This window comes from Leptolyngbya sp. PL-A3 (assembly GCF_039962325.1).
Taxonomy (GTDB): domain Bacteria; phylum Cyanobacteriota; class Cyanobacteriia; order Elainellales; family Elainellaceae; genus Vacuolonema.
Map to the genome: position 1 here is coordinate 1 of NZ_JAMPLB010000079.1, position 21,954 is coordinate 21,954.

General features: G+C 47.2%; 18 protein-coding genes and 1 pseudogene. 9 read left to right on the forward strand and 10 right to left on the reverse strand.

The window, feature by feature from the left end; genetic code table 11:
* Nucleotides 1-152 precede the first annotated feature (152 nt).
* A pseudogene (locus NDI52_RS30285) lies at nt 153-908 on the reverse strand (reverse transcriptase N-terminal domain-containing protein); the annotation flags it as partial.
* 326 nt (nt 909-1,234) lie between these two features.
* Between NDI52_RS30285 and NDI52_RS30290 the strand changes: the two are divergent.
* The gene (locus NDI52_RS30290; RefSeq protein WP_348256897.1) at nt 1,235-1,390 is read left to right on the forward strand and encodes a hypothetical protein; all 156 of its coding nucleotides are present in this window, start codon (nt 1,235-1,237) and stop codon (nt 1,388-1,390) included.
* A gap of 446 nt (nt 1,391-1,836) precedes the next feature.
* Here the strand turns inward: NDI52_RS30290 and NDI52_RS30295 are convergent, their stop codons facing one another.
* Both NDI52_RS30295 and NDI52_RS30300 read right to left on the reverse strand, forming a co-directional pair.
* Complete coding sequence (locus NDI52_RS30295; RefSeq protein WP_348256898.1) at nt 1,837-2,703, reverse strand: ankyrin repeat domain-containing protein; 867 nt, start codon at nt 2,701-2,703, stop codon at nt 1,837-1,839.
* Between the two features lie 394 nt (nt 2,704-3,097).
* Complete coding sequence (locus NDI52_RS30300; RefSeq protein ID WP_348256899.1) at nt 3,098-3,457, reverse strand: hypothetical protein; 360 nt, start codon at nt 3,455-3,457, stop codon at nt 3,098-3,100.
* Between NDI52_RS30300 and NDI52_RS30305 the strand changes: the two genes are divergently transcribed.
* Entirely contained in the window at nt 3,456-3,578 is a 123-nt protein-coding gene (locus NDI52_RS30305; RefSeq protein WP_348256900.1) for a hypothetical protein, read from the forward strand. The two genes, NDI52_RS30300 and NDI52_RS30305, sit on opposite strands and share 2 nt — an antisense overlap.
* Nucleotides 3,579-3,703: 125 nt before the next feature.
* Nucleotides 3,704-4,930 carry a lipase family protein gene (locus tag NDI52_RS30310; RefSeq protein ID WP_348256901.1) on the forward strand — a complete coding sequence of 409 codons (1,227 nt, stop codon included), beginning with the start codon at nt 3,704-3,706 and terminating at the stop codon, nt 4,928-4,930.
* A gap of 266 nt (nt 4,931-5,196) precedes the next feature.
* Here the strand turns inward: NDI52_RS30310 and NDI52_RS30315 are convergent, their stop codons facing one another.
* A complete protein-coding gene (locus tag NDI52_RS30315; protein ID WP_348256902.1) occupies nt 5,197-6,798 on the reverse strand; it encodes an ATP-binding protein in 1,602 nt (533 codons plus the stop codon).
* 170 nt (nt 6,799-6,968) lie between these two features.
* On the opposite strand from NDI52_RS30315, the gene NDI52_RS30320 reads away from it, so the two are divergent.
* Together NDI52_RS30320 and NDI52_RS30325 are read left to right on the forward strand one after the other, a co-directional pair.
* Nucleotides 6,969-9,917, forward strand: a complete 2,949-nt coding sequence (locus NDI52_RS30320; protein ID WP_348256903.1) for a Tn3 family transposase — start codon at nt 6,969-6,971, stop codon at nt 9,915-9,917.
* A 262-nt stretch (nt 9,918-10,179) separates the two neighbouring features.
* Nucleotides 10,180-11,013, forward strand: coding sequence for a hypothetical protein (locus tag NDI52_RS30325; protein WP_348256904.1), 834 nt, complete (start codon nt 10,180-10,182; stop codon nt 11,011-11,013).
* 250 nt (nt 11,014-11,263) lie between these two features.
* Here the strand turns inward: NDI52_RS30325 and NDI52_RS30330 are convergent, their stop codons facing one another.
* Nucleotides 11,264-11,461, reverse strand: a complete 198-nt coding sequence (locus tag NDI52_RS30330) for a hypothetical protein (protein WP_348256905.1) — start codon at nt 11,459-11,461, stop codon at nt 11,264-11,266.
* 188 nt (nt 11,462-11,649) lie between these two features.
* Between NDI52_RS30330 and NDI52_RS30335 the strand changes: the two genes are divergently transcribed.
* Nucleotides 11,650-11,910: a hypothetical protein gene (locus tag NDI52_RS30335; protein WP_348256906.1), complete on the forward strand. Its 261-nt coding sequence runs from the start codon at nt 11,650-11,652 to the stop codon at nt 11,908-11,910.
* A 2,511-nt stretch (nt 11,911-14,421) separates the two neighbouring features.
* Nucleotides 14,422-14,688 (forward strand): hypothetical protein, encoded by a 267-nt coding sequence (locus NDI52_RS30340; RefSeq protein WP_348256907.1) that lies wholly within the window; start codon nt 14,422-14,424, stop codon nt 14,686-14,688.
* A gap of 12 nt (nt 14,689-14,700) precedes the next feature.
* Here NDI52_RS30340 and NDI52_RS30345 read toward each other — a convergent pair whose 3' ends face one another.
* The 5 genes from NDI52_RS30345 to NDI52_RS30365 all read right to left on the reverse strand — a co-directional run bounded on the left by NDI52_RS30345 (nt 14,701) and on the right by NDI52_RS30365 (nt 19,407).
* Nucleotides 14,701-15,021, reverse strand: a complete 321-nt coding sequence (locus tag NDI52_RS30345) for a hypothetical protein (protein ID WP_348256908.1) — start codon at nt 15,019-15,021, stop codon at nt 14,701-14,703.
* 12 nt (nt 15,022-15,033) lie between these two features.
* A complete protein-coding gene (locus tag NDI52_RS30350) occupies nt 15,034-15,771 on the reverse strand; it encodes a Crp/Fnr family transcriptional regulator (protein ID WP_348256909.1) in 738 nt (245 codons plus the stop codon).
* A 287-nt stretch (nt 15,772-16,058) separates the two neighbouring features.
* On the reverse strand, nt 16,059-16,718 hold the full coding sequence (locus NDI52_RS30355; protein ID WP_348256910.1) for a response regulator transcription factor: 660 nt from the start codon (nt 16,716-16,718) through the stop codon (nt 16,059-16,061).
* Nucleotides 16,719-16,741: 23 nt separating this feature from the next.
* Nucleotides 16,742-17,848 (reverse strand): ATP-binding protein, encoded by a 1,107-nt coding sequence (locus NDI52_RS30360; protein WP_348256911.1) that lies wholly within the window; start codon nt 17,846-17,848, stop codon nt 16,742-16,744.
* 134 nt (nt 17,849-17,982) lie between these two features.
* Nucleotides 17,983-19,407 (reverse strand): ammonium transporter, encoded by a 1,425-nt coding sequence (locus NDI52_RS30365; RefSeq protein ID WP_348256912.1) that lies wholly within the window; start codon nt 19,405-19,407, stop codon nt 17,983-17,985.
* A gap of 482 nt (nt 19,408-19,889) precedes the next feature.
* On the opposite strand from NDI52_RS30365, the gene NDI52_RS30370 reads away from it, so the two are divergent.
* Entirely contained in the window at nt 19,890-20,543 is a 654-nt protein-coding gene (locus NDI52_RS30370; RefSeq protein ID WP_348256913.1) for a hypothetical protein, read from the forward strand.
* A 23-nt stretch (nt 20,544-20,566) separates the two neighbouring features.
* Entirely contained in the window at nt 20,567-21,901 is a 1,335-nt protein-coding gene (locus NDI52_RS30375) for a TrkH family potassium uptake protein (protein ID WP_348256914.1), read from the forward strand.
* Nucleotides 21,902-21,954: the final 53 nt, after the last annotated feature.

Consider the following 21,954-nt stretch of genomic DNA (forward strand, 5'->3'; position numbering starts at 1 on the left):
GCGCGCCCTGACCTATAAGTTGCTCTGCTTATAGGCTAGGGGGATAGGTTTGCCCCCCTACGGCAGGCAGCAGGTGCTCTCGCACCTTGCACAATCCGCGCCTCGTGGCGCACGAAATCATCGGCGTAACGAATCAAATAGGCATTTCGATTGACTTGTTTGATTCGAGTTTCCATCCCATGTAGGGCGATGTTAGCCAGTAATGGGGAAATCACTCCTCCCTGGGGAGTGCCCTCTTCGGTTGGAAACCATTGCCCAGATTCCATCACTCCCCCTTTCAGCCACACTTTTATTTGGCGGTAGATCAGGGGCGGAGCATGAAGCTTTTCCAGCAGCGCATGATGATTGATGCGGTCGAAGCACTTGGCAATATCTGCATCCAGGACATACTTGGGAATGACCCGAATACAGTTAAAGATCGCTTCTATTGCATCATGGGCTGAACGTCCTGGTCGAAACCCGTAGCTATTAGGCTCAAACCTGGCTTCCCATTCGGGTTCCAGGGCAAGCTTCAATAACGCTTGTCGGGATCTGTCTGCCATCGTTGGAATGCCTAACGGGCGTTTCTCCTCCTTGCCAGGTTTGGGTATCCAAACTCGGCGAGTCGGTTGTGCTTTATGAGTGAGCTTCAAGGTTTTCGCCAGGTGCAAGCGTTGTGCGGGGTTGAGTGAGGCAATGCCATCTACCCCTGCTGTTCGTTTGCCCTGGTTATCTTGCGTCACCCGCCGCACCGCTAAACATCGCGCAGCCCAGGAGTTCAAAAGGAGTCGTTGTAATCTGTGGACTGCCTTCACATCACCACGGCGAGAGGCTCGATAGATTCGCGTTTGCAGCTTATACACTTGCCGCTCTAGCTTTCGCCAAGGCAGCAGGTGCCATTCATACATCGCCTCAAAGGACGTGTTCATGACATTTGTACCGCGACTGACAACTCTATCTTTTGCATCATCGTGCCTACGTGGGCGTATCCCAACCCTTCAGTTGGGCTTTTGCTTCTTAGGCAATCCTTCCTGCTACAGTCTTGCGGTGGGCACCTACTCAGGTTATCGACCTTATGCCTGAGAGAGCCGTAGCAGGTTATCCCGTTCCAGATAACCGTGATTCGAACGTTTAGGAGGATGCTATCCACCGGGTTTATGGGGAGTGCTTACTGATCCTTGGACCGCAGGTCAGCCCCTTATCCTTTGCCGTTTGGCCCCAGCCTCGTAGCCTCGTGAGCTGGTTCCACTTAACGATGGCTCATCGCACCTTCGCTTTCGCTCTCCATGCGTTCATGCTCGACCCGATTCCAGGGGAGGCTCCCCAGTTAGGGCCTTTTATTCCCGCTTCACCCTTTGATAGCCAGTCGCCAGATGGGGAATATGCTGTCACCCGTGCACCTCGGGGGTAGGCCTTGAGTTTTCTAGGATACTGGCTCTCACCTACACGGTTATCTAGTTGTCAAGGTACGCTCTAGCGTGTTCCTTGCCGCTCATCCCTGAGTCTTGCCACTCATTTCGAGCGAACGGTTCGCACAGTCCAAGGTCAAGGCCGCCTTGTACTATCGGCATGAAAACACTGGTCTGGCGGGCACACATAATTTTTTCTATGCTTGTTAATAAGTGTTAGCGTTTGGGAATCCTGCTGGACAGCTATAGAGTCGCTGGAACCGACAACGTTACCTGATAGCTACACAGCACTTTATTAGAAAAACGTTGCGGTTCAGCTAAATCATTAGCTTGCTTGAGTGGTGAAGAACTTCAGCAAACATTATTGATAGGATGCTCACTCTGGCAAAAGGCAATCTCAATCATGTTTGTAGGATTAGTGGCAACATCTGTATGACTTACCTCCTACTCATCTAGAAGTTTGTTGAAGCAATTCTAAACATTGAGCAGCGTACTGTAGTCCATCAGAGCCAGGTGCATTGTTGATAAAGTAGCTGTAATGCTCCTGAGCCACATCCAGGGCTGTTCTGCCTGCTGTGTCTCGATGATGCTGCTCGGCTCCAGATTCGACTAAAACCTGGATGCATTCCACAATGTCCGCTCCTAAAAAGCCCACATCCGCTGCTAGAATTAGCGGAGTTTTGCCAGATCTGTTCACAATATTGAGATTTGCATCACGTTTGAGCAAAACCCAAAGAGCGACTGGATTGCCGCCATCGCTTGACACTTCACCCTGACCATAGCTAACGGCGACATGCAAAGGAGTATTACCTGCCTCGTCTTGTGCATTCACATCAACGCCTGCATCAACTAGTTGATTGATGATGAGCGCACGGGAGTTCTCTAGAATCTGAGACTCCTGCTCAAACCGCAACAAACTCGGACCGCTCTCCCAACAGACGGCATGGAGGGCCGTTGTACCGTCCTTCGCTCTTGCATGAGGATTAGCCCCATGTTTTAGAAGGGCTGTAACAGCGCTATCATTATTGCCGTAGAAAGCTGCTCGATAGAGTCGAGTCCAGCCCCCAGAATCAACCTTTTCAATATCAACGGCTTGCTCCAACAACGTTTGCATTAAAGCTGCTCCTTGAGCTTGATCCCTTTCAAAGGCAACTTCTAGCGACTCTGCTGCATAAGCTGCTTTGAAGTTCTCGATATCTTCAGCAGATGATAGAAAGCTCTGATAATTATTCAACGTAAATGAAGGATACTTAAGCAGACGCTCAAGTTCATCTTCAGAATAGTCAACATCAAAGGGTGAATCTTGTTCAGTCATACACCAACAACTTGCCAAGCTAGGATAAAAGGCTACACGTAAACCTACATACAAGCCTCTGCAACGCGATTTCAACAAACAAGATAAAATTAGCCAGCTAAGAATTGTGTTGGAGCGGATTCATTTATGCTTTTTGTACATTGTAAAGTATTTTGATAACCGCTCAACACGACTGCTAGCCAGCTTTCGCAATAGGGTTATCGAGGGTTGGGAAGCTGAAGACCCCGGTACTTCAACCTCTCGCTGTGGGGGCGATCGCCCCCACAGCGAGAGGTTGCGCTCATCGAGGCGATCGCCCCAGTCTCAAGTCCCACAGCGTTATTGTCTCAGCGTGCTGCTTTGCAGATACCCGCAAGGGGTCGCTCCAGTGCCATAAATATCCACTTTGCATCGGCTAGAGCGCACTCTTCCAGGCGACTAAAGGAATGAACAACAGCACCCCATTCAAAGCGGCGATTGCCCAGCTACAGTACACGAACCACTTCCCGGTTGAACGAGCCATCCAGCGATAGCGAACCAACAGCCAAACGAAGACCCACTCCAATAAACAGCCTCCGACAGCCATGACACCAAGATAGGTTGCTGCACGATCGCTGATGTCACCGGGATAGAGGTCAGGATTGGTAATAAAGAAACTGCAAATAGCAATCATGCCAGTGGTTAGAACCATTACAAACAGGCTCAGTAGGCTGAGGCAGAGAACCAGAATGGTTTTAGCCAGGGGCGATCGCGCCGATGAAGAATCGTAAGACATGGTTGGCTCAAGAGCGAAGGCAGAACCCATCGCTAAACTTATGGATGTAGAAAATATTATAGTCATCGCAGAAAACTATATCTGTGTTGTGACAGATGCTGCTCCAACGGGCGATCGCTAAAGAGCGCAAGCTAACACTTCGCTGCAACAGGCTGTTTATAAGTGTTGGTGGCGTGGCAAAGGTTACTTGCAGTCGTTGAGCTGTGCCGTTAGCTGCTATAACTGTGTGGCGAACTAGGGTATCGTATGTACGCACGAATTGCGAGGATTTGGCAAAGCCCAAACAGGTGGATTCTACTCCTAGCCGCGACCATTACTGTTGGTACGATTGGTGCGGCTGTTACTTTCCTTGTCAAGTATCACCGAGCAGCCACTGCGCAAATTCCATCGACGTTCTATACGCCACCCCAACCGCTTCCACCGGGTCAGACAGGAAGCATCATTCGTAAAGAAGCGCTGCCTAGCAACCTGCCTGAAGGGGCACAAGCCTGGCGAGTGATGTATCGATCGACTGGTCTTGAAGGAAACCCCATTGCGGTGACTGGCACCATTGTTGCCCCAAATGGAACGAGTGTTAAGCCCCGAAACATCATCGCCTGGGCACACGGTACGACTGGCATTCGACCAGAATGCGGTGTTAGTCACACTTCAGACCCTTACCAACAAACCCCAGTAATTGAACGAATGCTCGCGCAAGGATTTGTTATTGCCATTACGAATTATCCAGGATTAGGAACTCCCGGGGTTCATCCCTATATGGTTGGGCAAGCCGCAGCGCATAGTGTGCTGGATTCGGTACGGGCATCTCGCCAAATTGTTGAGGTGAGCGCGGGGAATAAATTTGTGGTGTGGGGAGCGTCCCAGGGTGGCAATAGCGCGCTTTGGACTGCTCAACTAGCTGAAGCATATGCATCTGAGCTAAAGCTGTTAGGTGTAGCTGCATCTGCTCCAGCAATTAACCTGCGCAAAATTGCAGAGTTTAATTTAGACAAGAAAGCAGGGGGAATTTTCTTGGGATATGTCTTTGCAGCATGGGCTGCGGTTTATCCAGGGGCTGATCTGAATGCGATTATCAAACCGGATGAGCGTGCCAATTTTGATCGAATGATCAAACCGTGCTTTACATCCCCAGCAGGATTCCTTCCCATCATCAAGACCTTACGAACACCCACGCAATACCTGAGTGTGGATATTCTCAAGACCGAACCCTGGAATATCCTGTTCGAAAAAAATAGCCCCAACGGTCGAATTGAAGTTCCTATTGTGATCGCTCATGGAACCGCCGACTCGCTCATTCCTGTAGAGTTAAGCGAAGCCGAGGCTGCCCGTCGCTGCAAGACTGCCGAGGATGTACAGTTTGCTCGTTATCCGGGTTCAACACATGATGCTCGCGAAGACACTGCGGTATATATTCTCGGCTGGGTGGTAGATCGTTTTGCCGGACGACCTACACCTTCAAACTGCCCGAACTAATTGGTATGGCAGCTAGCATAGCATCTGAGCTGAACGAGGCCAAAGAGTAAGGCTACAGAGAGAGGGTGGGGGCGATCGCTTCCGAGTTTCGCGAATTTAAGATAGAGATAACGTCTCTATTGATGTCACCCTCGCTTTTTGCCTTCAAGGCGACCTCCTTGGTTGTTCACCACTTTTGTCTAATGCTGATCCACAGCAGTTCTCGAAACGTTGAGGACCTTGGCGGCTTCTGATTTCTCATCCCATTTTCGATACTATTTGTCACTCTAAGTAGAAATTGCTGAACGAACTTGTCGCTGCAGAGGAATCTGAATAATGAACTCAGTTCCTTCTCCAGGCGTTGAGAAACATTCTAGTTTGCCACTATGTTTTTCCGTGACGATTTGGTAGCTGATAGACATCCCCATCCCGGTGCCTTTCCCATGGGGTTTCGTGGTGAAGAAGGGATCAAACAGTCGTTGTTGAACCTCTTTAGCAATACCGACCCCCTTATCCGCAATCGCCACTTCTACCCAGGCCGCATCAACAACGGATGTGCGGATTGTAATTCGACTTGGATTGTCCTTAATCTCCTGGTAAGTACGCTTGGCGTTGCTCTCTTCTATCGCATCAATAGAATTCACCAAAATATTCATAAACACTTGGTTGAGCTGCCCGGCATAGCATTCGACCAGCGGTAGCCTACCGTAGTCTTTGCTAATCTCAATTTCTGGTCGCTCAGACTTGGCTTTGAGACGGTGTTGCAGAATCAGCAGAGTGCTGTCGATGCCTTCGTGAAGATCAACCGCTTTGTATTCAGCTTCATCCATGCGGGAGAAGTTTCGCAATGACAGAATAATCTGGCGAATGCGGTCGGTTCCCAGCTTCATCGAAGCCAGCATCTTCGGCAAGTCTTCTTGCAAAAACTCCAGGTCAATCTCTTCAGCCGCCACTTGAATTTCAGGAGCAGGATGAGAATTATGCTGCTGATACAACTGCACGAACTCTAATAAATCCTCGGTGCATTCCTGCACGTGGGCAAGGTTACCGTGAATGAAGTTAACTGGGTTATTGATCTCATGTGCGACCCCAGCCACCAATTGCCCCAGGCTCGACATCTTTTCGTTTTGAACCACTTGAGCCTGAGTCCGCTGTAATTCTGCCAAAGTATTTTTAAGGTCAACTGTGCGTTCTTCGACCCGGTCTTCCAATTCTGCCTTGCTATGCTCTAAAGCCGTGAACAGTTCACTCAGCCGCCCTGTCATGTGGTTGAAGGAGTTAGATAGGGTGTTGAGCTCTTGAATATTGCTTGCTTCTACCGTTTGATCTAGGTTGCCAGCTGTCATTGCTTCACTGGCTCGATTGAGGCGAAGAATGGGCCGAGCAATCAAACGAGAGGTGAAGATGCCCATGATAGAAGCAATAGCCAAAGCTGCAAAACAGAGCACAATCGTGGTGCGGGTATTGGCATTGATTTGGGCCATGAATGTGTTCTCCGGCATACTGACCACCAATAGCCAGTCCAAGCCATACTCATCGCGCCAAGGCGCAACATGAACAAAATACTGTTCTCCCTGGACCTCAAGCTGGAAGTCCATATCTTGGGCGATTGTCTGAAACCCATTGGAAGTCTGAATGTGCCTGGCAATTGTCTGAATAACGGGATTGGGGCTATCAATTGCTCGTAATCGCTGAACTTCCTCATTGACGAGGGAAAAGGGCATTTCTGTACCAGAGTTAGCGATTAAGGTGCCGTCTCGCTCAACAAGAAACACTTGTCCAGATTGGCTAATACTCAGATTGCCTAAGAAGTCACTCAGTTTCAGTAGATGAATGTCAGTAGCAATCATCCCTAGCAGACGATTTTGAGCATCATAAATAGGGGTCATTGAAGCGAAGCTGTCATGAGATGCAATTAGCCCAGAACCTTTAATGTGATTGAGATCTGGCGGCTGATTTTTCCAGGGTGTCGGTCTTCTACACTCTCTGAATGATAAGTTTAGGTTATATGCCCTGCTGACGTTTTACGCTCTCTAAAGCAGTCATTTAGAGGCGTAGCATGAAGCGAAAATGGGAGAACGAGGAGCTAACTGAACATTGGAGTCTTGATAGCCAGGAGAGGGAACTGATTGCTCAAAAGAAGGGAGCCAATCGTTTAGGATTCGCCCTGTTGCTGAAGTTCTTTCAATGGCAGGGACGGTTTCCAGAAAAGAAGAATGAGATTCCTCGCGTTGTGCAGGAATTTGTCGCCCAACAATTGGGCATTTCTGCAAGCCTTTACCAGGAGTACGATTGGCAAGGACGAGCCAGTCATTATCATCGAGCCGAAATCCGCCAACTGCTTCAGTTTCGTCCCGTTCAGTCGTCAGATTTTGACGAGTTGCGTCAGTGGCTTATTGATGTTGTCTTGCCAAAGGAAGTCGATGCCCGTCGTATCCAACAACTCCTCTTTGAGGAACTAAAGAACCGTAAGATTGAACCTCCGACCTCTGGACGTCTGACGCGTCTACTCAACTCAGCCAAGCATCAGTTTGAGACCCAGCTTTGTGCGGCTATCAGTGAGCATATTGCCGAGCCTTGCCGCAAGGCATTGGATAATTTGACGGGGCCGCAAGAGGATTCCTATCTCCTGGATCCTCACGAGATTCGGCTCAATCAATTGAAGGAGGATGTTGGATCTGCCACGGTGAAGAGCCTGGAAGCGGAGTTGTCAAAACTCGAAATTCTGCAAGCGGTAGGACTTCCAAGCGATCTGTTCACGAACTTGTGTGACAGTATTGTGGAGCGATACCGATTGCGGGTTGAGACGGAGACGTTGACTGAATTAAGACGACACCCTGAACCGATTCGATATACCCTACTGGCGGCATTTTGCTCCTTACGCTTGCAAGAGGTCATTGACAACATCGTTGAGCTTTTGCTGCAACTGGTGAATCGACTGGAACGGCGGAGCCGCAAGCGAGTCACTGAAGAAGTGGTGGCTAAAGCGCAAAGTAGCACTGACCACGACAAAATCCTGTATCAGATCGCTCTGGCTGCCCTGGCTGAACCTGAGGGGTTAGTCAAGGATGTGATTTATCCCATTGCAGGGGAGGAGACTCTGGAGAAACTGGTGGGCAGTTTGAACGGGGGAGAGACGTTCCGAGAACGGCTTCATGCTCGCCTGCGTTCTGCCTATAATCACCATTACCGTCGGATGCTGCCCCTGATTCTCAAGGCGTTGGAGTTTCGGTGTGACAACCCGCAACTGCAACCGGTCATGGAAGCACTGCAACTTTTGAAGGATTACGCGGACACCCCTTCTCGCACGCCTTACTCAACAGATAGCACCGTGCCCATTGAAGGGGTTCTCAGTTCCACCTGGCAATCCGTCGCGGTCAGCACCGGGGAGAACGGCGAACCTCAAATTGACCGGGTTGCGTATGAACTGGGCGTGCTCCAAACCGTCCGGGACAAATTGCGCTGTAAGGAACTCTGGGTAGATGGGGCCAAGCGCTACCGCAATCCGGATGAGGATTTGCCGCAAGACTTCGAGGCCAAGCGAGCGACCTATTATGGGGACTTGCAGCAACCCCTAGAGGTTGAATCCTTCATTGCCAAAATTCAGCAGGACATGACTCAAGCCCTGGAGCAATTTAATGCGGGGTTGCCCACCAATGCCAAAGTGGACATTTCCTCGACTCGCGACGGGTGGATTCGCCTGACGCCTTTGGAGGCGCAACCGGAACCGGAACAGTTGAGCAAGTTGAAGGAAGAACTCAATCGTCGCTGGTCCACGATTCCTTTACTGGACATCCTCAAAGAAACCGAATTCCGGCTTCAGTTCACGGCTCATTTCCACAGCACTGCCAGTCGGGAAACCCTTGAGCCGGTTGAGCTACAGAAACGTCTGCTGTTGTGCTTGTACGCCTTGGGAACGAATTTGGGCATCAAACGGATTGCCCCCTCAGATCACGGCGTCGGCTACTTTGATTTGCACTATGTTCGTCGCAAGTTTTTGAGTAAGGCGGCACTCCGGCAAGCTATCACCGATGTGGCGGATGCGATATTCCGTGTCCGCTTGCCTCACATTTGGGGAGATGGCACCACAGCGTGTGCCTCGGACTCCAAGCAGTTTGGCACCTGGGACCAGAATCTGATGACCGAGTGGCACCCACGCTATCAACGACGGGGTGTGATGATTTATTGGCATGTGGAGAAGAAGTCGGTTTGCGTTTATTCCCAACTCAAGCGCTGTTCCTCTTCTGAAGTCGCGGCTATGATCCAGGGCGTGCTACGCCACTGTACCCAAATGTCTATCGATAAAAACTACGTCGATACACATGGTCAAAGTGAAGTGGGCTTTGCCTTTTGCTATCTCCTCGGCTTCCAACTGATGCCGCGCATCAAAGGCATTCACCAGCAAAAACTGTATCTGCCGGATAAAGGTCAATCCCAGTCCTATCCCCATCTTCAGGCGATTATCAAACGCCCTATCCGGTGGCGATTGATCCGGGAGCAGTATGACATGATGCTCAAGTTTGCCACCGCTCTTAAACAAGGGACAGCCGAGCCAGAGGTGATCTTATCCCGGTTCACACGCAACAATGTCAAACACCCGGTCTACTTGGCGTTAGCTGAACTGGGCAGAGCTATCAAAACGATCTTTCTGTGTCGTTATTTGCATGATGAGCGTATGCGTCAGGAGATCCAGGAGGGTTTGAATGTCGTCGAAAACTGGAATAGCGCCAATGACTTTATCTTCTATGGCAAGAGTGGTGACTTTACTTCGGCTCCCGTTGTGCTGAAGGAAATCTCTATGCTTTGCTTACATCTGCTCCAAGTGAGCCTGGTTTACATCAACACCTTGCTCATCCAGCAAATTTTGTCTGAACCCGACTGGATGGGTCAAATGGGTGTGAATGAACTCAGAGCTTTAACACCTCTCATTTATGCCCATGTCAATCCGTATGGTGTCTTTCGACTCAACATGACAGAACGATTGCAAATCGAATCCCTTGCCAGCTAACGTTACTCTTTCGCTCTTCTAATTGACGTTGTTAGCCAGGGCGATCTGACCCTGGCAACCCGGAATTTTCTGGCTCAAGCTCTATAAGCCAAACTTATGAAAAAAGCACAAAAATAGAGGGGCCTCGCTGCTGGTAGGGGCTAATTGCATCTCATGACAGCTTCGCTTCAATGACCCCTATCTCCGCTTCTACCTGCTGGGATGGCCCACAATTGCTGTTACTCCACACAAGGACGGCCAAAGGATCTTTGCGGGTGTTGTGGTGGGTGCCGGTGGCGACTTCGATGCGATTCAAGCCTTTTACACCGATCTGGTGGATAACTTCCAGATGGGAGGCGATCGCCAAAGCCTAATCATCGATGAGCTGACTCAGTACAACAACGGGTATGAGGAACTAGGCCAGAGCATTGTCAGAACTGCCCTGAGTGAGTCAGACAAGCACGGCATCGCCCCTGTTCTGATCAACCATGCCCGAACGATCAGTGCCGGATTCAGCAACATCAAGGGCATGAAGGATCTGATTGATAATTCTGCGGTGCAACTCACCCGGCAATATGAGGAAACCCCATGGGGTGAACAGACGCGATCGCCCCAGGTCAAACTTGCTCGTCCTAGTAAGTCAGAGATTATACTGACTGTTCCCGATTGGCTCTACCTGGATACCCTCAAAGCGGAATACCCGATCGCCCCCGTCGAGGTTTCCTCCCAGGGTGCAGCAGTAAGCGCTGCACCACCAGCAGCACAACAGAGTGAACCCGTTAATCCCTTCCAGATCACCCCTGAGATCCTGGAACGGCTCTACCAGGCATCCCCGGCAGATGTGGAATCCGCAGCCGTCGAGGATGAATCGGAGGATGATGGCCGAGTGCTGGACACAAAAGTTTTGGAAAGACTACCCAAGGAGTTACGGGAGATCGTGAAGTTCTCCCATAAGAGAAACGGTTGGGTGACAGCAAGGGATGTTAAATCCCGTGTCTGGATGTTTCGCAATGCGCAGGTCACGACCGAGACCATCCGAGGATATTTTCAGCAATTGGTGGGTCAGGGTCTAGGGTGTGTTGAGGGTGCTGATGAAAATCTGAAGTACCGCTTTTAGGGCTGTTTTTACCCTTCAGCAGGGGTGCTGATGTTGAGGACTGTTGAGGGGTGTTGAGCCAGATACATCAAGCGTTGAGGCACTTCAACACCGCTCAACACCACCTCAACACCGTCTCAACGTCCACGGCATCTCTGGGAACCAAACCTTTGGGCAGATCAATCCGCAGGCAACGCAAATGGAGTGCAAGGGTAGGGCGTTGTAAGGGCGATCGCGATTCCCCCCTTAACAGACTAATTAATAGAGTGTCTTAATGGGTGAGAAGGATGCCTTGTTCGTATCGAGTTTGTAAGTATCCAAAAACGCTGTTCAAGGTCCTGTAGTCAGTTCGATTCTTCGTTTCTAGATCGATCAGGGAGTAGCCTGTTCCATCTTCCAAAACGCCAATCACAAGCCGATAACCGAACCTTACAGCGGTAGCCGAAGCTAAAAAATCCAGGTTAGTCATTGAATTTACCTATCTTTAGACAGACCTTCTAACCAGGAACACTCTACAAATTTATTCCTAAAGATAGATGAAAGACAATTAAAGGCTCTTAGGGATAATAAGAGCTGTATAGGTGGATACATGAAATGTATCCACCCTTCTGTAATTACTGTTAGATGTGTTCCTTTGTTTTCGTAGAAAAATCAACTATGGGCGGCCTGTCACTAACGGACCAAGAAGCTGCAATCCTTGTAGAAGCGCTAGGTGGTTTATCACGCGGCATCAAGATTGGCGCAAATTTTACCTACCAGTACAATTGCATTGAAAGTTTATTGCAACGGATTGAAGCAACAACTGGAAAAACGCGGCAGCAAGTGAGGTTGCTAGATTGGCGTATTCCATCTACTGAAACGGTGGATGCTTTAGAGGACATTGAAGGCGAGTTGCATTCTGATAGGACTGACAATTAAGCCTGCGGTGAGCATCTTCTTGAGCTTGCCCTCAGGTCACACTTAATCTCCGCCCGCATTACCTCACAGGATGCGGGCTTTTGCTTTGATGGGTGCGATTGCTACCCAAGACCCTATCCACTGCCAATCTATTGTGGAGGGCGACCTTCATCGGTGGAATAATGAGGACGGATACAATCTGATACAAACAACCGCCCGCCCTCCTAGGGGCGGGTTTTTTATTGGGGGCGTTAGCGATCGCTGCCATTCGACAACGCCAGCAGCATAGGTCAAATGTCCACGCACCCCTCGATGGTGAGCTTTCTTTTGGCGATCGCTTAGCTGATTGCTCTGTTTACTTGTTCTTGTCTAACCTGTAGATAGCTAACAACCCCCTCTAATGACTTGAAAGCCGTCGTTTGCCAAGTTTTTAGATTGGTCAAATTGTAATGCTGACCATACTCCAGCTGGCTTATGGAAAAGTAATAGCCAAGCTTAAGAGCCACACTTGCTGCAGTGTGAATTGAATCGTTCATTAAAGTAGATGCCACCAACAGGAACACATCTTCCAGTGTGGCAAGTAGAAGTTCCTTTACTCATCCGCTAACTATGCGTGTCTATTGCATAGATGGCGGATGCTTCAACTGCCCTTGGAAAGGTTTGTTTCATTTGAAGTGCGCTTATTTTTATATCTATTCCACCTCATTCCCCTTCCCGTTAGAAGGTTTTTTTTGTTTTCTGAAGGTCTACTATTCATCCTGATATGTAATTGAGATGATACATATCGCCTGATGGCTACCCCACGGCATTTTTGCTGCGTGGGGCTTTTCTCTAGCTGTGTAAAGAGAAACTTATGAGTGTGCTTGCACCCCCGTTTTCTAACCTAAGGAGCCTGTATTGATGCTATTTGATAGATTACGAAGCAGGCAATTGCCGTAAAAATGTGACAAGCAAGTTAAGAGCATCCTTGTGCCGCCGTTAGTCGTCCGACGGCGGTTTTCTGTTGCAATAAGCAAATAACCCGTTCCTATTGAAAGAGTAGGTATTCCTACTTATTTGTATAGGCAACCTAAAGCATACGGTAGAGGATTTTGCCAGGTGAAATTGCAAAAGTAGAAACAGCTAGTAGCTAATGCTCTTACCATCCCACCACTTTATCAGTGGTGGCGTTTTGTTGCGCTCGCTCTAACGATACAGTCCTGAGCAAACGAGAATTCTACCTGCGCTGTATTTGGAAGCAATTTGAGTATTTCATCTCAATGTTTCCCCAATATTCTGCTTTCCGGTAAGTGCTCTGAGTAGGGTTGCTAAACTCCGTATCAGAGAGGACATAATTGTGAAGTACAACGTATGAAATAATCTGTGCCCAATATTCCTGCTGTATAACAACTTCTTTTCTAAAAAATTTAGGAGAGTTCTTTGTGGAAGATCCCGCATGGTTGATTTTGCTGCCTCCCATAAGCAGAGAGACGGTTGGGTTTGTTGATTTTGAATTTGATTTAAGTGCTTTCCCTCGTCTTCCTGCTGACGAGGCATACATGAAAGGGTGGAATGAGGCGAAGGAAATAGCAGCTAAGGTGCATGGAGATAGGGCACTCCCACCTGAGTATTGAAGGCGATCGCCTTCCCATGCCACAATCCCAGTAGTCTTGGATTTCCGCCCGTATTACTCACAAGATGCGGGCTTTTGCTTGGGGGCGTTGGCGATCGCTTACCGTACAGACTTGCCGTTGATCCTTGTGAAAGAATTGTCTGACTAGCATTCTGGCCTGTTTTCCTTTTGTGGAATGCAGGCCTTTTATGGGATATTGTGGAGCGATGGCAATCGCCCTTCTCTACCTCATCCCATATAAAAGTGCAGACGATGACTAGCACTAAACACCCCACTAATACCCACTTTGGGGCATTGGCAAGAGTTGTCACGAATGCGCCACTTTGGAAGAATAGCGCCAATCTTTAAGCTACGTTTTTAGTCATTCGCGATCGTTCCCAGACCCTGCCTGTCTCAGCATCTTGAGGGAGATATAGGATTGGTTCATCACAGTCGGGTAGGACTAGCTCTGAGCTCTGTTCCTAACGTGATTACCTTAATGTAAAATGCCCGTCCTCAAAGGGGGACAGGCATTTTGAAAACTATATGAATAGCGGTGGGGAGCTTTATGGGCGCTCCTTGTCATTTATAACCATTATTCTCAGTATTTCTCAAACAGCCCAATCCTTGCTTCTCCCTCTCGGAAGATTGCTAACAGGCCAAGAATATGGGCTTCATTAGAGCGATCTCACTCAGACTCGTAAACTATGGAACGGCTGTTTTCAATCGACTAGAATCGTCGATGACCAATTCACAAAAGCGTCAGCCGTCAATTTTATTTGGCGGCTTTCTTGCTTGTAGAGGTCGGCAGCGAGCTCTGCAAACTTTACTGTGTTCAGAAGGAGAATGTGCTCGGTTCTAGCAATGCTGGCGTTCGCCCTCACAAGATCCTCACAAAGGTAATTTTCAATGGATCTACAATGTTTCATTGATTTCTGTTGATGCATCTTCCCGCGCTGGATTTTACAAAAAGAGCAATACTCAGTCTTTCTCTGTCGGACGCCCACAAAGCTTTGTTGTTAAAGTGCCAACTGACCGATATTGAAGCGGTTTTGATGATTGATGCGCCTGACAAGGAAGTTGCTAAAATGTTGCTCAGCTTGAGCCAGGAGTGGATAAGAGCCGGTTCGCCTTACCAGATCTTCTATATCTACGTTGATGGAACGCTAACAGGTGAAGTTAGTTTGTCGAGGGTGAATCAACTTTAAGATGGGTAGTTTTTAGGGGCAATCGGCCCACCTCATCATTTGCTGATATGTTTTCCAATCGTTTGCAATGTCCACTGCTTTCATCAAAACAGCAGCCTGAAAGCGAGCCTCATCCACCGTCAATAGCTCAGTTTGGATTTTTGGAAAAACCTGGATCTCGTTGTTGCTCTCACCGACTCGGCACAACATAGAAATCGCACTGCGATTTTGAGTCGGGTATATCTCCACGCCAACGCCGATGTTTTGGGAGATGTATAGCCAAAAAGAACTGGCCTCAACCCAAAAACCTTCTGTTGTTGTCATGGGCGATCGCCCTCGGCCACGTCTTTGCAATTCATTTCCCGATCAGCCATCACTACGTAAGGGTAAACCTTGTCCTAACAGGCGGTCGAATTCATCTCGGCCTGTCTTGTAGCACTCACAAGCACTGGCCTCTAAGGCCTTCCGATTCACAATCATGATTTTGCCACGGGAATATTCAATCATGCCTAATTGCTGCAAAGCCTTTGCTGCATCTGTTACCCCAGGCCGACGAACGCCTAGCATCTTAGAAATAAACTCCTGAGTTAGGGGCAACGTGTCTGACTGGATGCGGTCTTGAATCAACAGTAGCCACCGGGCAAGCCGCAATTCAACTGTGTGCTGAGCATTACAAGCTGCTGTTTGAGACACCTGGGTGTAGAAAGCTTGCACATAGAGCAGCAATAACTGCTGTAATGCTTCACCTTGATCGAACTGTCTCTTGAGGCGACTGGCTCTTATCTGGGTTGCGCCACTAGGAACCTGAACAAAGGTTTCGTGGGGCGAAGCTCCCCCGCCCAAAATAACTGGAATCCCCACCATGCCATCTCTGCCCACTATGCCCACTTCAACAGTTGAGCCATCCTCCATGGTGGTAACGATAGAAACGATGGAGTGATGCGGAAAGTAAACGTATTCGATAGGTTCATAGGGAACATGAAGCACCTGTCCTATCGTCAGCTCCATCTCTTTCAGGTAAGGGGCTAAGCGTTGGTAATCTTTCTCAGACAGTGCAGCTAGCAGTTGGTTTTTGGGTTTTTCTAAACTTTGACTTGCCGACAAAATAAGGCTCCTGTACCAACTCAAGTTGAATCAATCAACTGAAAGGCATGAAGGAGGGGAATTTAGAGTCTGTTCCTTAATGTCGTTTCGGCGATCGCAGCAAGCTAAACAAACAGAAGCTGTAAGCTACGATTCAGTTCTACTTCGATCGTACCTCACTCTCCTAATAAAAGCTTGGAAAGGAGGCATACGCGAGCATATAACGGCATCACTCGACGGTCAGGCAATGGGCCGGGTAACTACTTCCTTTTTTTGCTGCCGGTATCTTTATAAGAACTTTCAATGTATCAACTTGCTGGAGGGTTGTTTTTAATTAAACCTTTCTGAAGAGCAAGAAGAACGGCTTGAGTGCGATCGCGAGCTTCTAATTTTTGTAACACAGCATGGATATGAACTCGTACAGTACCAGGAGCAATATAGAATGCATCTGCAATTTCCTGAGTACTTTTGCCAGTAGTTATGAGCTGTAAAATTTCTTGTTCTCGTGGGGTCAGAGGGGAAAAGGTCGCGGTTTTCGGTTGAGATGCTAGTCCCCAAATTTCAGCAGTTGCGGTCTGGTCCCACCAGGAAGCTCCAGCCGTTACAGAGCGTAAGGCCAATACGAGCGTTTCGAAAGCAACCCCTTTAAGGCAATATCCTTGTACACCGATTTCGATTAGTTGATTGATCAGTGCTTTGTCTGAGCGTGAGGTTAGAACTAGGATGGGCAAATCGGGGCGTTTCTGCTTGATCTGCCGACAAGCTTCAACTCCACCAATTCTAGGCAGACCAATATCTAAAAGAACAATATCTAGGGGGCGCTGACTGACCATGCTGATGGCACTTTCACCGTCTCCTGCCTCAACGACTTCTAATATATTGGGATCTTGCTGCAATTTAACCTGCAATCCTAGACGGAACAATTCGTCATCTTCAACCAGTAGAATTCGAAGTTCTGAAGGGCTCATAGTCCGTTGCAGGGTTATATCAACTAAACAGGGAGGCTGAATGCAAAAATAGCTCCATGAGAAGCACGATTCTCTGCCCAAATCGTCCCTCCATGTGCCTCTATAATCTGACGAGCTAAGTATAGCCCTAATCCAGAACCTTTAGCTTGGCGATCGCTATGCCCTTGATAAAAGCGTTCAAATAGTTGAGAAAGCTCGTTAGGTTGAATTCCGGGTCCTTCATCCATAACCTTAATTACTTGCTGCAGGTTAGAGTGATTTCCATCAATGTCGACAACAATGTCAATCCTGCTATTACTCGGGGAGTGGTTAATAGCATTTATGAACAAATTAGAGATAACCCGTTGGAGTTGTAGTGCATCAACATTGATAACAAGATTTCGAGCTTCAACTCCATTACATCTTAGATTTAGTGAAACTTGGTAATTTGATGCCAGATTACTTAGAGCTTCAATCGTTTGTTCTATCAAATTCACAATTTTAACCGGGGAGCGTGCCAAACTAACCCCTTCAGCATCGTTACGATAAATGTCAAGCAGAGTTTCTAGAAGCTGTAAACTAGACTGATGACTCCGCACCATTGTGGTAAATACTTGGTGCTGTTCAAGTGTCACGCTGCCAAATTGCTCTTGCTTTAGTACTTTTATCGTTTCGATTGCGCCTAATAATGGAGTTTTTAAATCATGAGTCAGTGTAAAAACGAAATCTTCTCGAACGCTGGTTAGCTTATCTTGCAATTGTAGTGCAGCTTTGTTCTGAGCAAGTGCCTCTTCAAAACGTCGATTACGATAACTGAGAATTTCAGTCACGATCAAAGCTAATACAGCAATTAAGCGATTTTCAACTGTTTCTAATTTAATAATATCGCTACCTGGAATCCATAAGTTGAGAATTGTCAGTATAGACGCTAGCACTGTTAAACGAATTGCCAAACCGCGGTTTACTTGAAAGTTTGCCAGCAGAATTGGCCCTACATATAAATAGCTGAATACAGCATCAATTGAAGTTACAAGTTCTAGAAATGCAACACATCCAAACAAGACTATCACAACCCAAAAGACTGTAGAATGAGTTCTTTGATTAGAACCTTGAAGCATGACGTTTAAGTTTTTTGATAGAAAGGTAACCATAGCTTTGAAGGACTAAAGCATTTTTAGAGATTAATTTTTATTTCTGAATTGATTTAGAAAATACGGGCTACAGATAGAAGATATCTCTTTCAGTAAGATACCTTCATTTGTAGCCCGTATTTTGTCAGCTAACCTTAATTCCCAGTTTTACTAGATGAGGTAGTTAAATCTAGCATGCTTACCCCTTGTTCACCGTAGCCAATCTCTGCATGCTCAGCCGGATCTAAACCCTCAACTTCAATATCAGATGAAACCCGTAAACGAACTGTTGCTTGCAGAATTTTGAGGATAATAAACGTACCAACTCCAGCAATTACATAAGCGATCGCGACCGCTATTACTTGTTTTAGAAGCTGAGCCGGGTTACCAAATAGCAGTCCGTTCGCACCTGCTGCATTCACCTCCGTCGTTGCAAAAATTCCCGTTAAAATTGCACCGACAGTTCCTCCAACGCCATGAACCGGGAACGTATCTAGTGCATCATCAATACCGAGTTTGTTTTTGATTCGGATAGCATAGAAGCAGCAGAAGGCTGTGATTCCTCCAATAAGTAATGCACCAATAGGTGTCACAAATCCAGCGGCCGGGGTAACTCCAACCAAACCAGCGACCGCTCCGGTTGCTAGCCCAACAGCCGTGGGTTTACCTGTCAATACCCACTCCATGAGAATCCAAACCAGACCTGCTGCAGCGGCTCCTGCGTTGGTCGCCACAAAAGCAGTGGTTGCCAGACCGCCAGAAGCCAGCGCACTACCTGCGTTGAAACCAAACCATCCAAACCACAATAGGCCTGCCCCCAGCATGATGAAAGGAACATTATGAGGGGGAGTTAAGTGATTGGGGTAACTTTGTCGATTCTTCAGCATCAATGCAGCAACTAGTGCTGAAACGCCAGAACTGATATGAACAACTGTTCCTCCAGCAAAATCTAGAGCACCAAAGCCCCCATACAACCCCATTAACCCGCCCTTGGCCCAGACCATATGAGCAAGAGGGCTATAGATAAGCGTTGACCACAGCAAAACAAACCAGAAGTATGCCTTAAACTTCATTCGTTCGGCGATCGCACCCGAAATCAACGCAGGCGTAATGATTGCAAACATTCCTTGGTAAATCATGAAAGCTTGATGAGGAATAGTTGCTGCATAGGAAACAACCGCCTCAGGCTCCGAACCTGTCAAATAATCTGTGGTTTCTAAACCAACACCATTCAGGAAGAGCCATTGCAATCCACCAATAAACGGAGTACCAGGAGCAAAAGCTAAGCTATATCCCCAAAGTACCCACGTCACACCGACCAACAGCATCATAATGAAGCTCATCATCAGCGTGTTGAGAATATTAGATGCACGTACAAAGCCACCATAGAAAAAAGCTAACCCTGGAGTCATGAGTAGGACAAGGGCCGAGCAAATCAGCATGAATGCTGTGTCTGCTGCCGTTTGGGCTGTGGCTGCTACTTCTAAGGGATCAGGGGTTTGGGCTAATGCTTCTAGTGGAAAGCATCCAAATGATAATGCTGTTCCAATTGTTAAAACAGCGAAAATACGAAGTAACACTTCTTAATAAGCTCCGAGCTGGAATTTTGCCAGTGGAAGGACAAAAGAAAACCCAAAGTCTCAAAATCTATCCCACATCTTAGGAAGAGCATATAGAAATTTCAGACTTTAGATTTCATGAAGCCGAGGTGCTTAATTGCTTACTAAGCTGCCAATCCACAATTTACATTCGTCAAGTTACGCATCGTATTGAAAAAGAAAGTGTAGCTTTTTTGTCAATTTATCCTAATTTATATGAGTTGTATAGAGCGAAATAAATGTGCGTTTAGATTACATCTAAACTAATACTGCTATACTTTTTCATCTAAATCTGCAACACTTTTACTGAGTATTTTTCAAAATTATTTCTGCGTAATTTGGAAAAATACTTGGCAAGTGGAAGTTAGCCTGGAAAGTATATTAGATATTAGGAAAGACTGCCATAATTAATTATTCAATTCAAAAGCCCTAGTTTTTTAAAAAAGCTCCTTTCTACTTCTCCAATGAAAGCTATCAATAGTAAAGGTTTTCTAAGCTTTGCCCATCCCATTGTGTCAAATTTTTTACTGAAGCAGCAAAAACCTTGGATTTCCTTGAGTTTGCTATGTCTATCATATGCAGCTCAGGGTTATCTTTTAGCGTCGAAACATCAATCCCTAATAATTTATATAAATCTAGTAACTATATATTTCTTGTCACAAGTAATAATCTTACACCCTTGCTCAAAAAGTATAGGAACTACTATAAAGCGCTGGATTAGTTCAGACGCAATTCACGTTATAAGCAGCCTAGTAACTATTTTTATCGTGTCATTTATTTTAAACTACCTGGAAATATTTGAAAACCTATTATTTGTTTTAGCAGCAGAACTTCTTGCAAGACTTGACCTTCAGAAAGTAGAGCTAAGTCAAGTTCAGAAGATAGCAGTTTTGACAATTTGCTTGATGTTAGGTCTTGCAATAGGATGGATAGCTAGTGAACGATTACTGAACCTCCATAAATCGCAGGACGTAGTTCGTAATTTCCCTCAGCTTTACAAAATACCTCACGCATTACAACAGCAAGGTATCTTTGCTCCACTCCAACCTTATTATGCTTTTAATCAAGTTGTTGACGAGGCTCAATTCACTTCTCCTGACATGAGTATTTGCCTGTGAGTTTAATGTTCTCTGGCCCCGCTATGACCATTCCCCGGACAATCTGTCTGGGTTTTGCAGCCTTCATTACTGTCGGTACACTGCTCTTAATGCTGCCCATTTCTATTGCAGGTGGACAATGGGGAGACTTTATTGTTGCCCTATTTATGTCTACCTCAGCAGTGTGTGTGACGGGCTTAGCTGTTGTTGACCCAGGCACCTACTTCACACCCTTTGGTCAAGCCATGCTACTCCTCCTCGTCCAAATGGGTGGTCTTGGATACATGACTGCCAACACCTTGCTGTTGATGGTGTTGCGGCGGCGTTTACGCTTACGAGATAAGCTAGCCATCCAGCAAGCTCTTGATAAAGAGGGGTTGTCGGGTACCGGGAATCTAGTGAAATCGATTATTGCGTTGACACTGCTATTCGAATTGACAGGAACGTTTCTCATGCTCCCGACTTTTGTCCATGACCATGGTTGGTCGAGTGGCATCTGGTTTGCACTATTCCACAGTGTTAGTGCATTTAATAACGCTGGGTTTGCTCTGTTCTCTGATAACTTAATTGGTTACGCAACCTCGGTTCCTATCACTTTGGTGATTTCCTTGCTAATTATCTTTGGCGGGATTGGATACCAGGTGATTATGGAGATGTTTATGTGGGTGCGCGATCGCATCCAATCGCGCCCAGAGCGAGTTGTGTTCCCCCTCAACTTTAAGGTGGTAGTCAGTACCACTGTGGCACTCCTCATTGTGGGTACTCTAGCCTTTTTTATCGTTGAGTTTCGCAATCCTGGCACTACAGAGGGATATAGCGTTGGTGAACGTCTCCTCCTTGCCTGGTTCCAATCCGTTGTTCCTCGTACTGCTGGGTTTAATAGCATCAATTATGCTGACATGACCCAATCGGGCCTATTCATTACGATCGCTCTCATGTTCATTGGGGCCAGTCCAGGTGGGACTGGAGGGGGTATAAAGACGACGACTGTTCGTGTTCTATACTCCTGCACTAAATCTGTTTTGCAAAGCAAGCAGGAGGTGCTGTGCTACCGTCGTCAGATTCCCATGAGCTTAATTTTGAAGGCGGTTGCCGTGTTGTTTGGCTCAGCCTCGACGGTAGTTCTATCCAGTATTCTGATTTCTATTACCGATCCCAATCTGGAATTTATCCAAGTTCTATTTGAGTCGGTCTCGGCGTTTGCAACGGTAGGATTATCTACAGGGATTACTGCTACGGTTACGGTCTGGTCAAAGCTTGTGCTGATTGGCACGATGTATGTGGGGCGGGTCGGTATTTTGCTCCTTATGTCCGCTTTTCTAGGAGATCCTAACCCCACTACTATTCGCTATCCCGAAGAGAACTTACTCGTTGGATAGAGCCAGAAAACCTCGGTAGGCCAGCTTTTCATGTTACTTCTTAAATTTAAATA

What these genes read in the sequence shown, in the direction of transcription:
- NDI52_RS30290 (WP_348256897.1), top strand. Translation starts at nt 1,235, where the DNA reads ATGGCTCATCGCACCTTCGCTTTCGCTCTCCATGCGTTCATGCTCGAC.
- NDI52_RS30295 (WP_348256898.1), bottom strand. Translation starts at nt 2,703, where the DNA reads ATGACTGAACAAGATTCACCCTTTGATGTTGACTATTCTGAAGATGAA.
- NDI52_RS30305 (WP_348256900.1), top strand. Translation starts at nt 3,456, where the DNA reads ATGGTTGGCTCAAGAGCGAAGGCAGAACCCATCGCTAAACTTATGGAT.
- NDI52_RS30300 (WP_348256899.1), bottom strand. Translation starts at nt 3,457, where the DNA reads ATGTCTTACGATTCTTCATCGGCGCGATCGCCCCTGGCTAAAACCATT.
- NDI52_RS30310 (WP_348256901.1), top strand. Translation starts at nt 3,704, where the DNA reads ATGTACGCACGAATTGCGAGGATTTGGCAAAGCCCAAACAGGTGGATT.
- NDI52_RS30315 (WP_348256902.1), bottom strand. Translation starts at nt 6,798, where the DNA reads ATGACCCCTATTTATGATGCTCAAAATCGTCTGCTAGGGATGATTGCT.
- NDI52_RS30320 (WP_348256903.1), top strand. Translation starts at nt 6,969, where the DNA reads ATGAAGCGAAAATGGGAGAACGAGGAGCTAACTGAACATTGGAGTCTT.
- NDI52_RS30330 (WP_348256905.1), bottom strand. Translation starts at nt 11,461, where the DNA reads ATGACTAACCTGGATTTTTTAGCTTCGGCTACCGCTGTAAGGTTCGGT.
- NDI52_RS30335 (WP_348256906.1), top strand. Translation starts at nt 11,650, where the DNA reads ATGGGCGGCCTGTCACTAACGGACCAAGAAGCTGCAATCCTTGTAGAA.
- NDI52_RS30340 (WP_348256907.1), top strand. Translation starts at nt 14,422, where the DNA reads ATGCATCTTCCCGCGCTGGATTTTACAAAAAGAGCAATACTCAGTCTT.
- NDI52_RS30355 (WP_348256910.1), bottom strand. Translation starts at nt 16,718, where the DNA reads ATGAGCCCTTCAGAACTTCGAATTCTACTGGTTGAAGATGACGAATTG.
- NDI52_RS30360 (WP_348256911.1), bottom strand. Translation starts at nt 17,848, where the DNA reads ATGGTTACCTTTCTATCAAAAAACTTAAACGTCATGCTTCAAGGTTCT.
- NDI52_RS30370 (WP_348256913.1), top strand. Translation starts at nt 19,890, where the DNA reads ATGAAAGCTATCAATAGTAAAGGTTTTCTAAGCTTTGCCCATCCCATT.
- NDI52_RS30375 (WP_348256914.1), top strand. Translation starts at nt 20,567, where the DNA reads ATGACCATTCCCCGGACAATCTGTCTGGGTTTTGCAGCCTTCATTACT.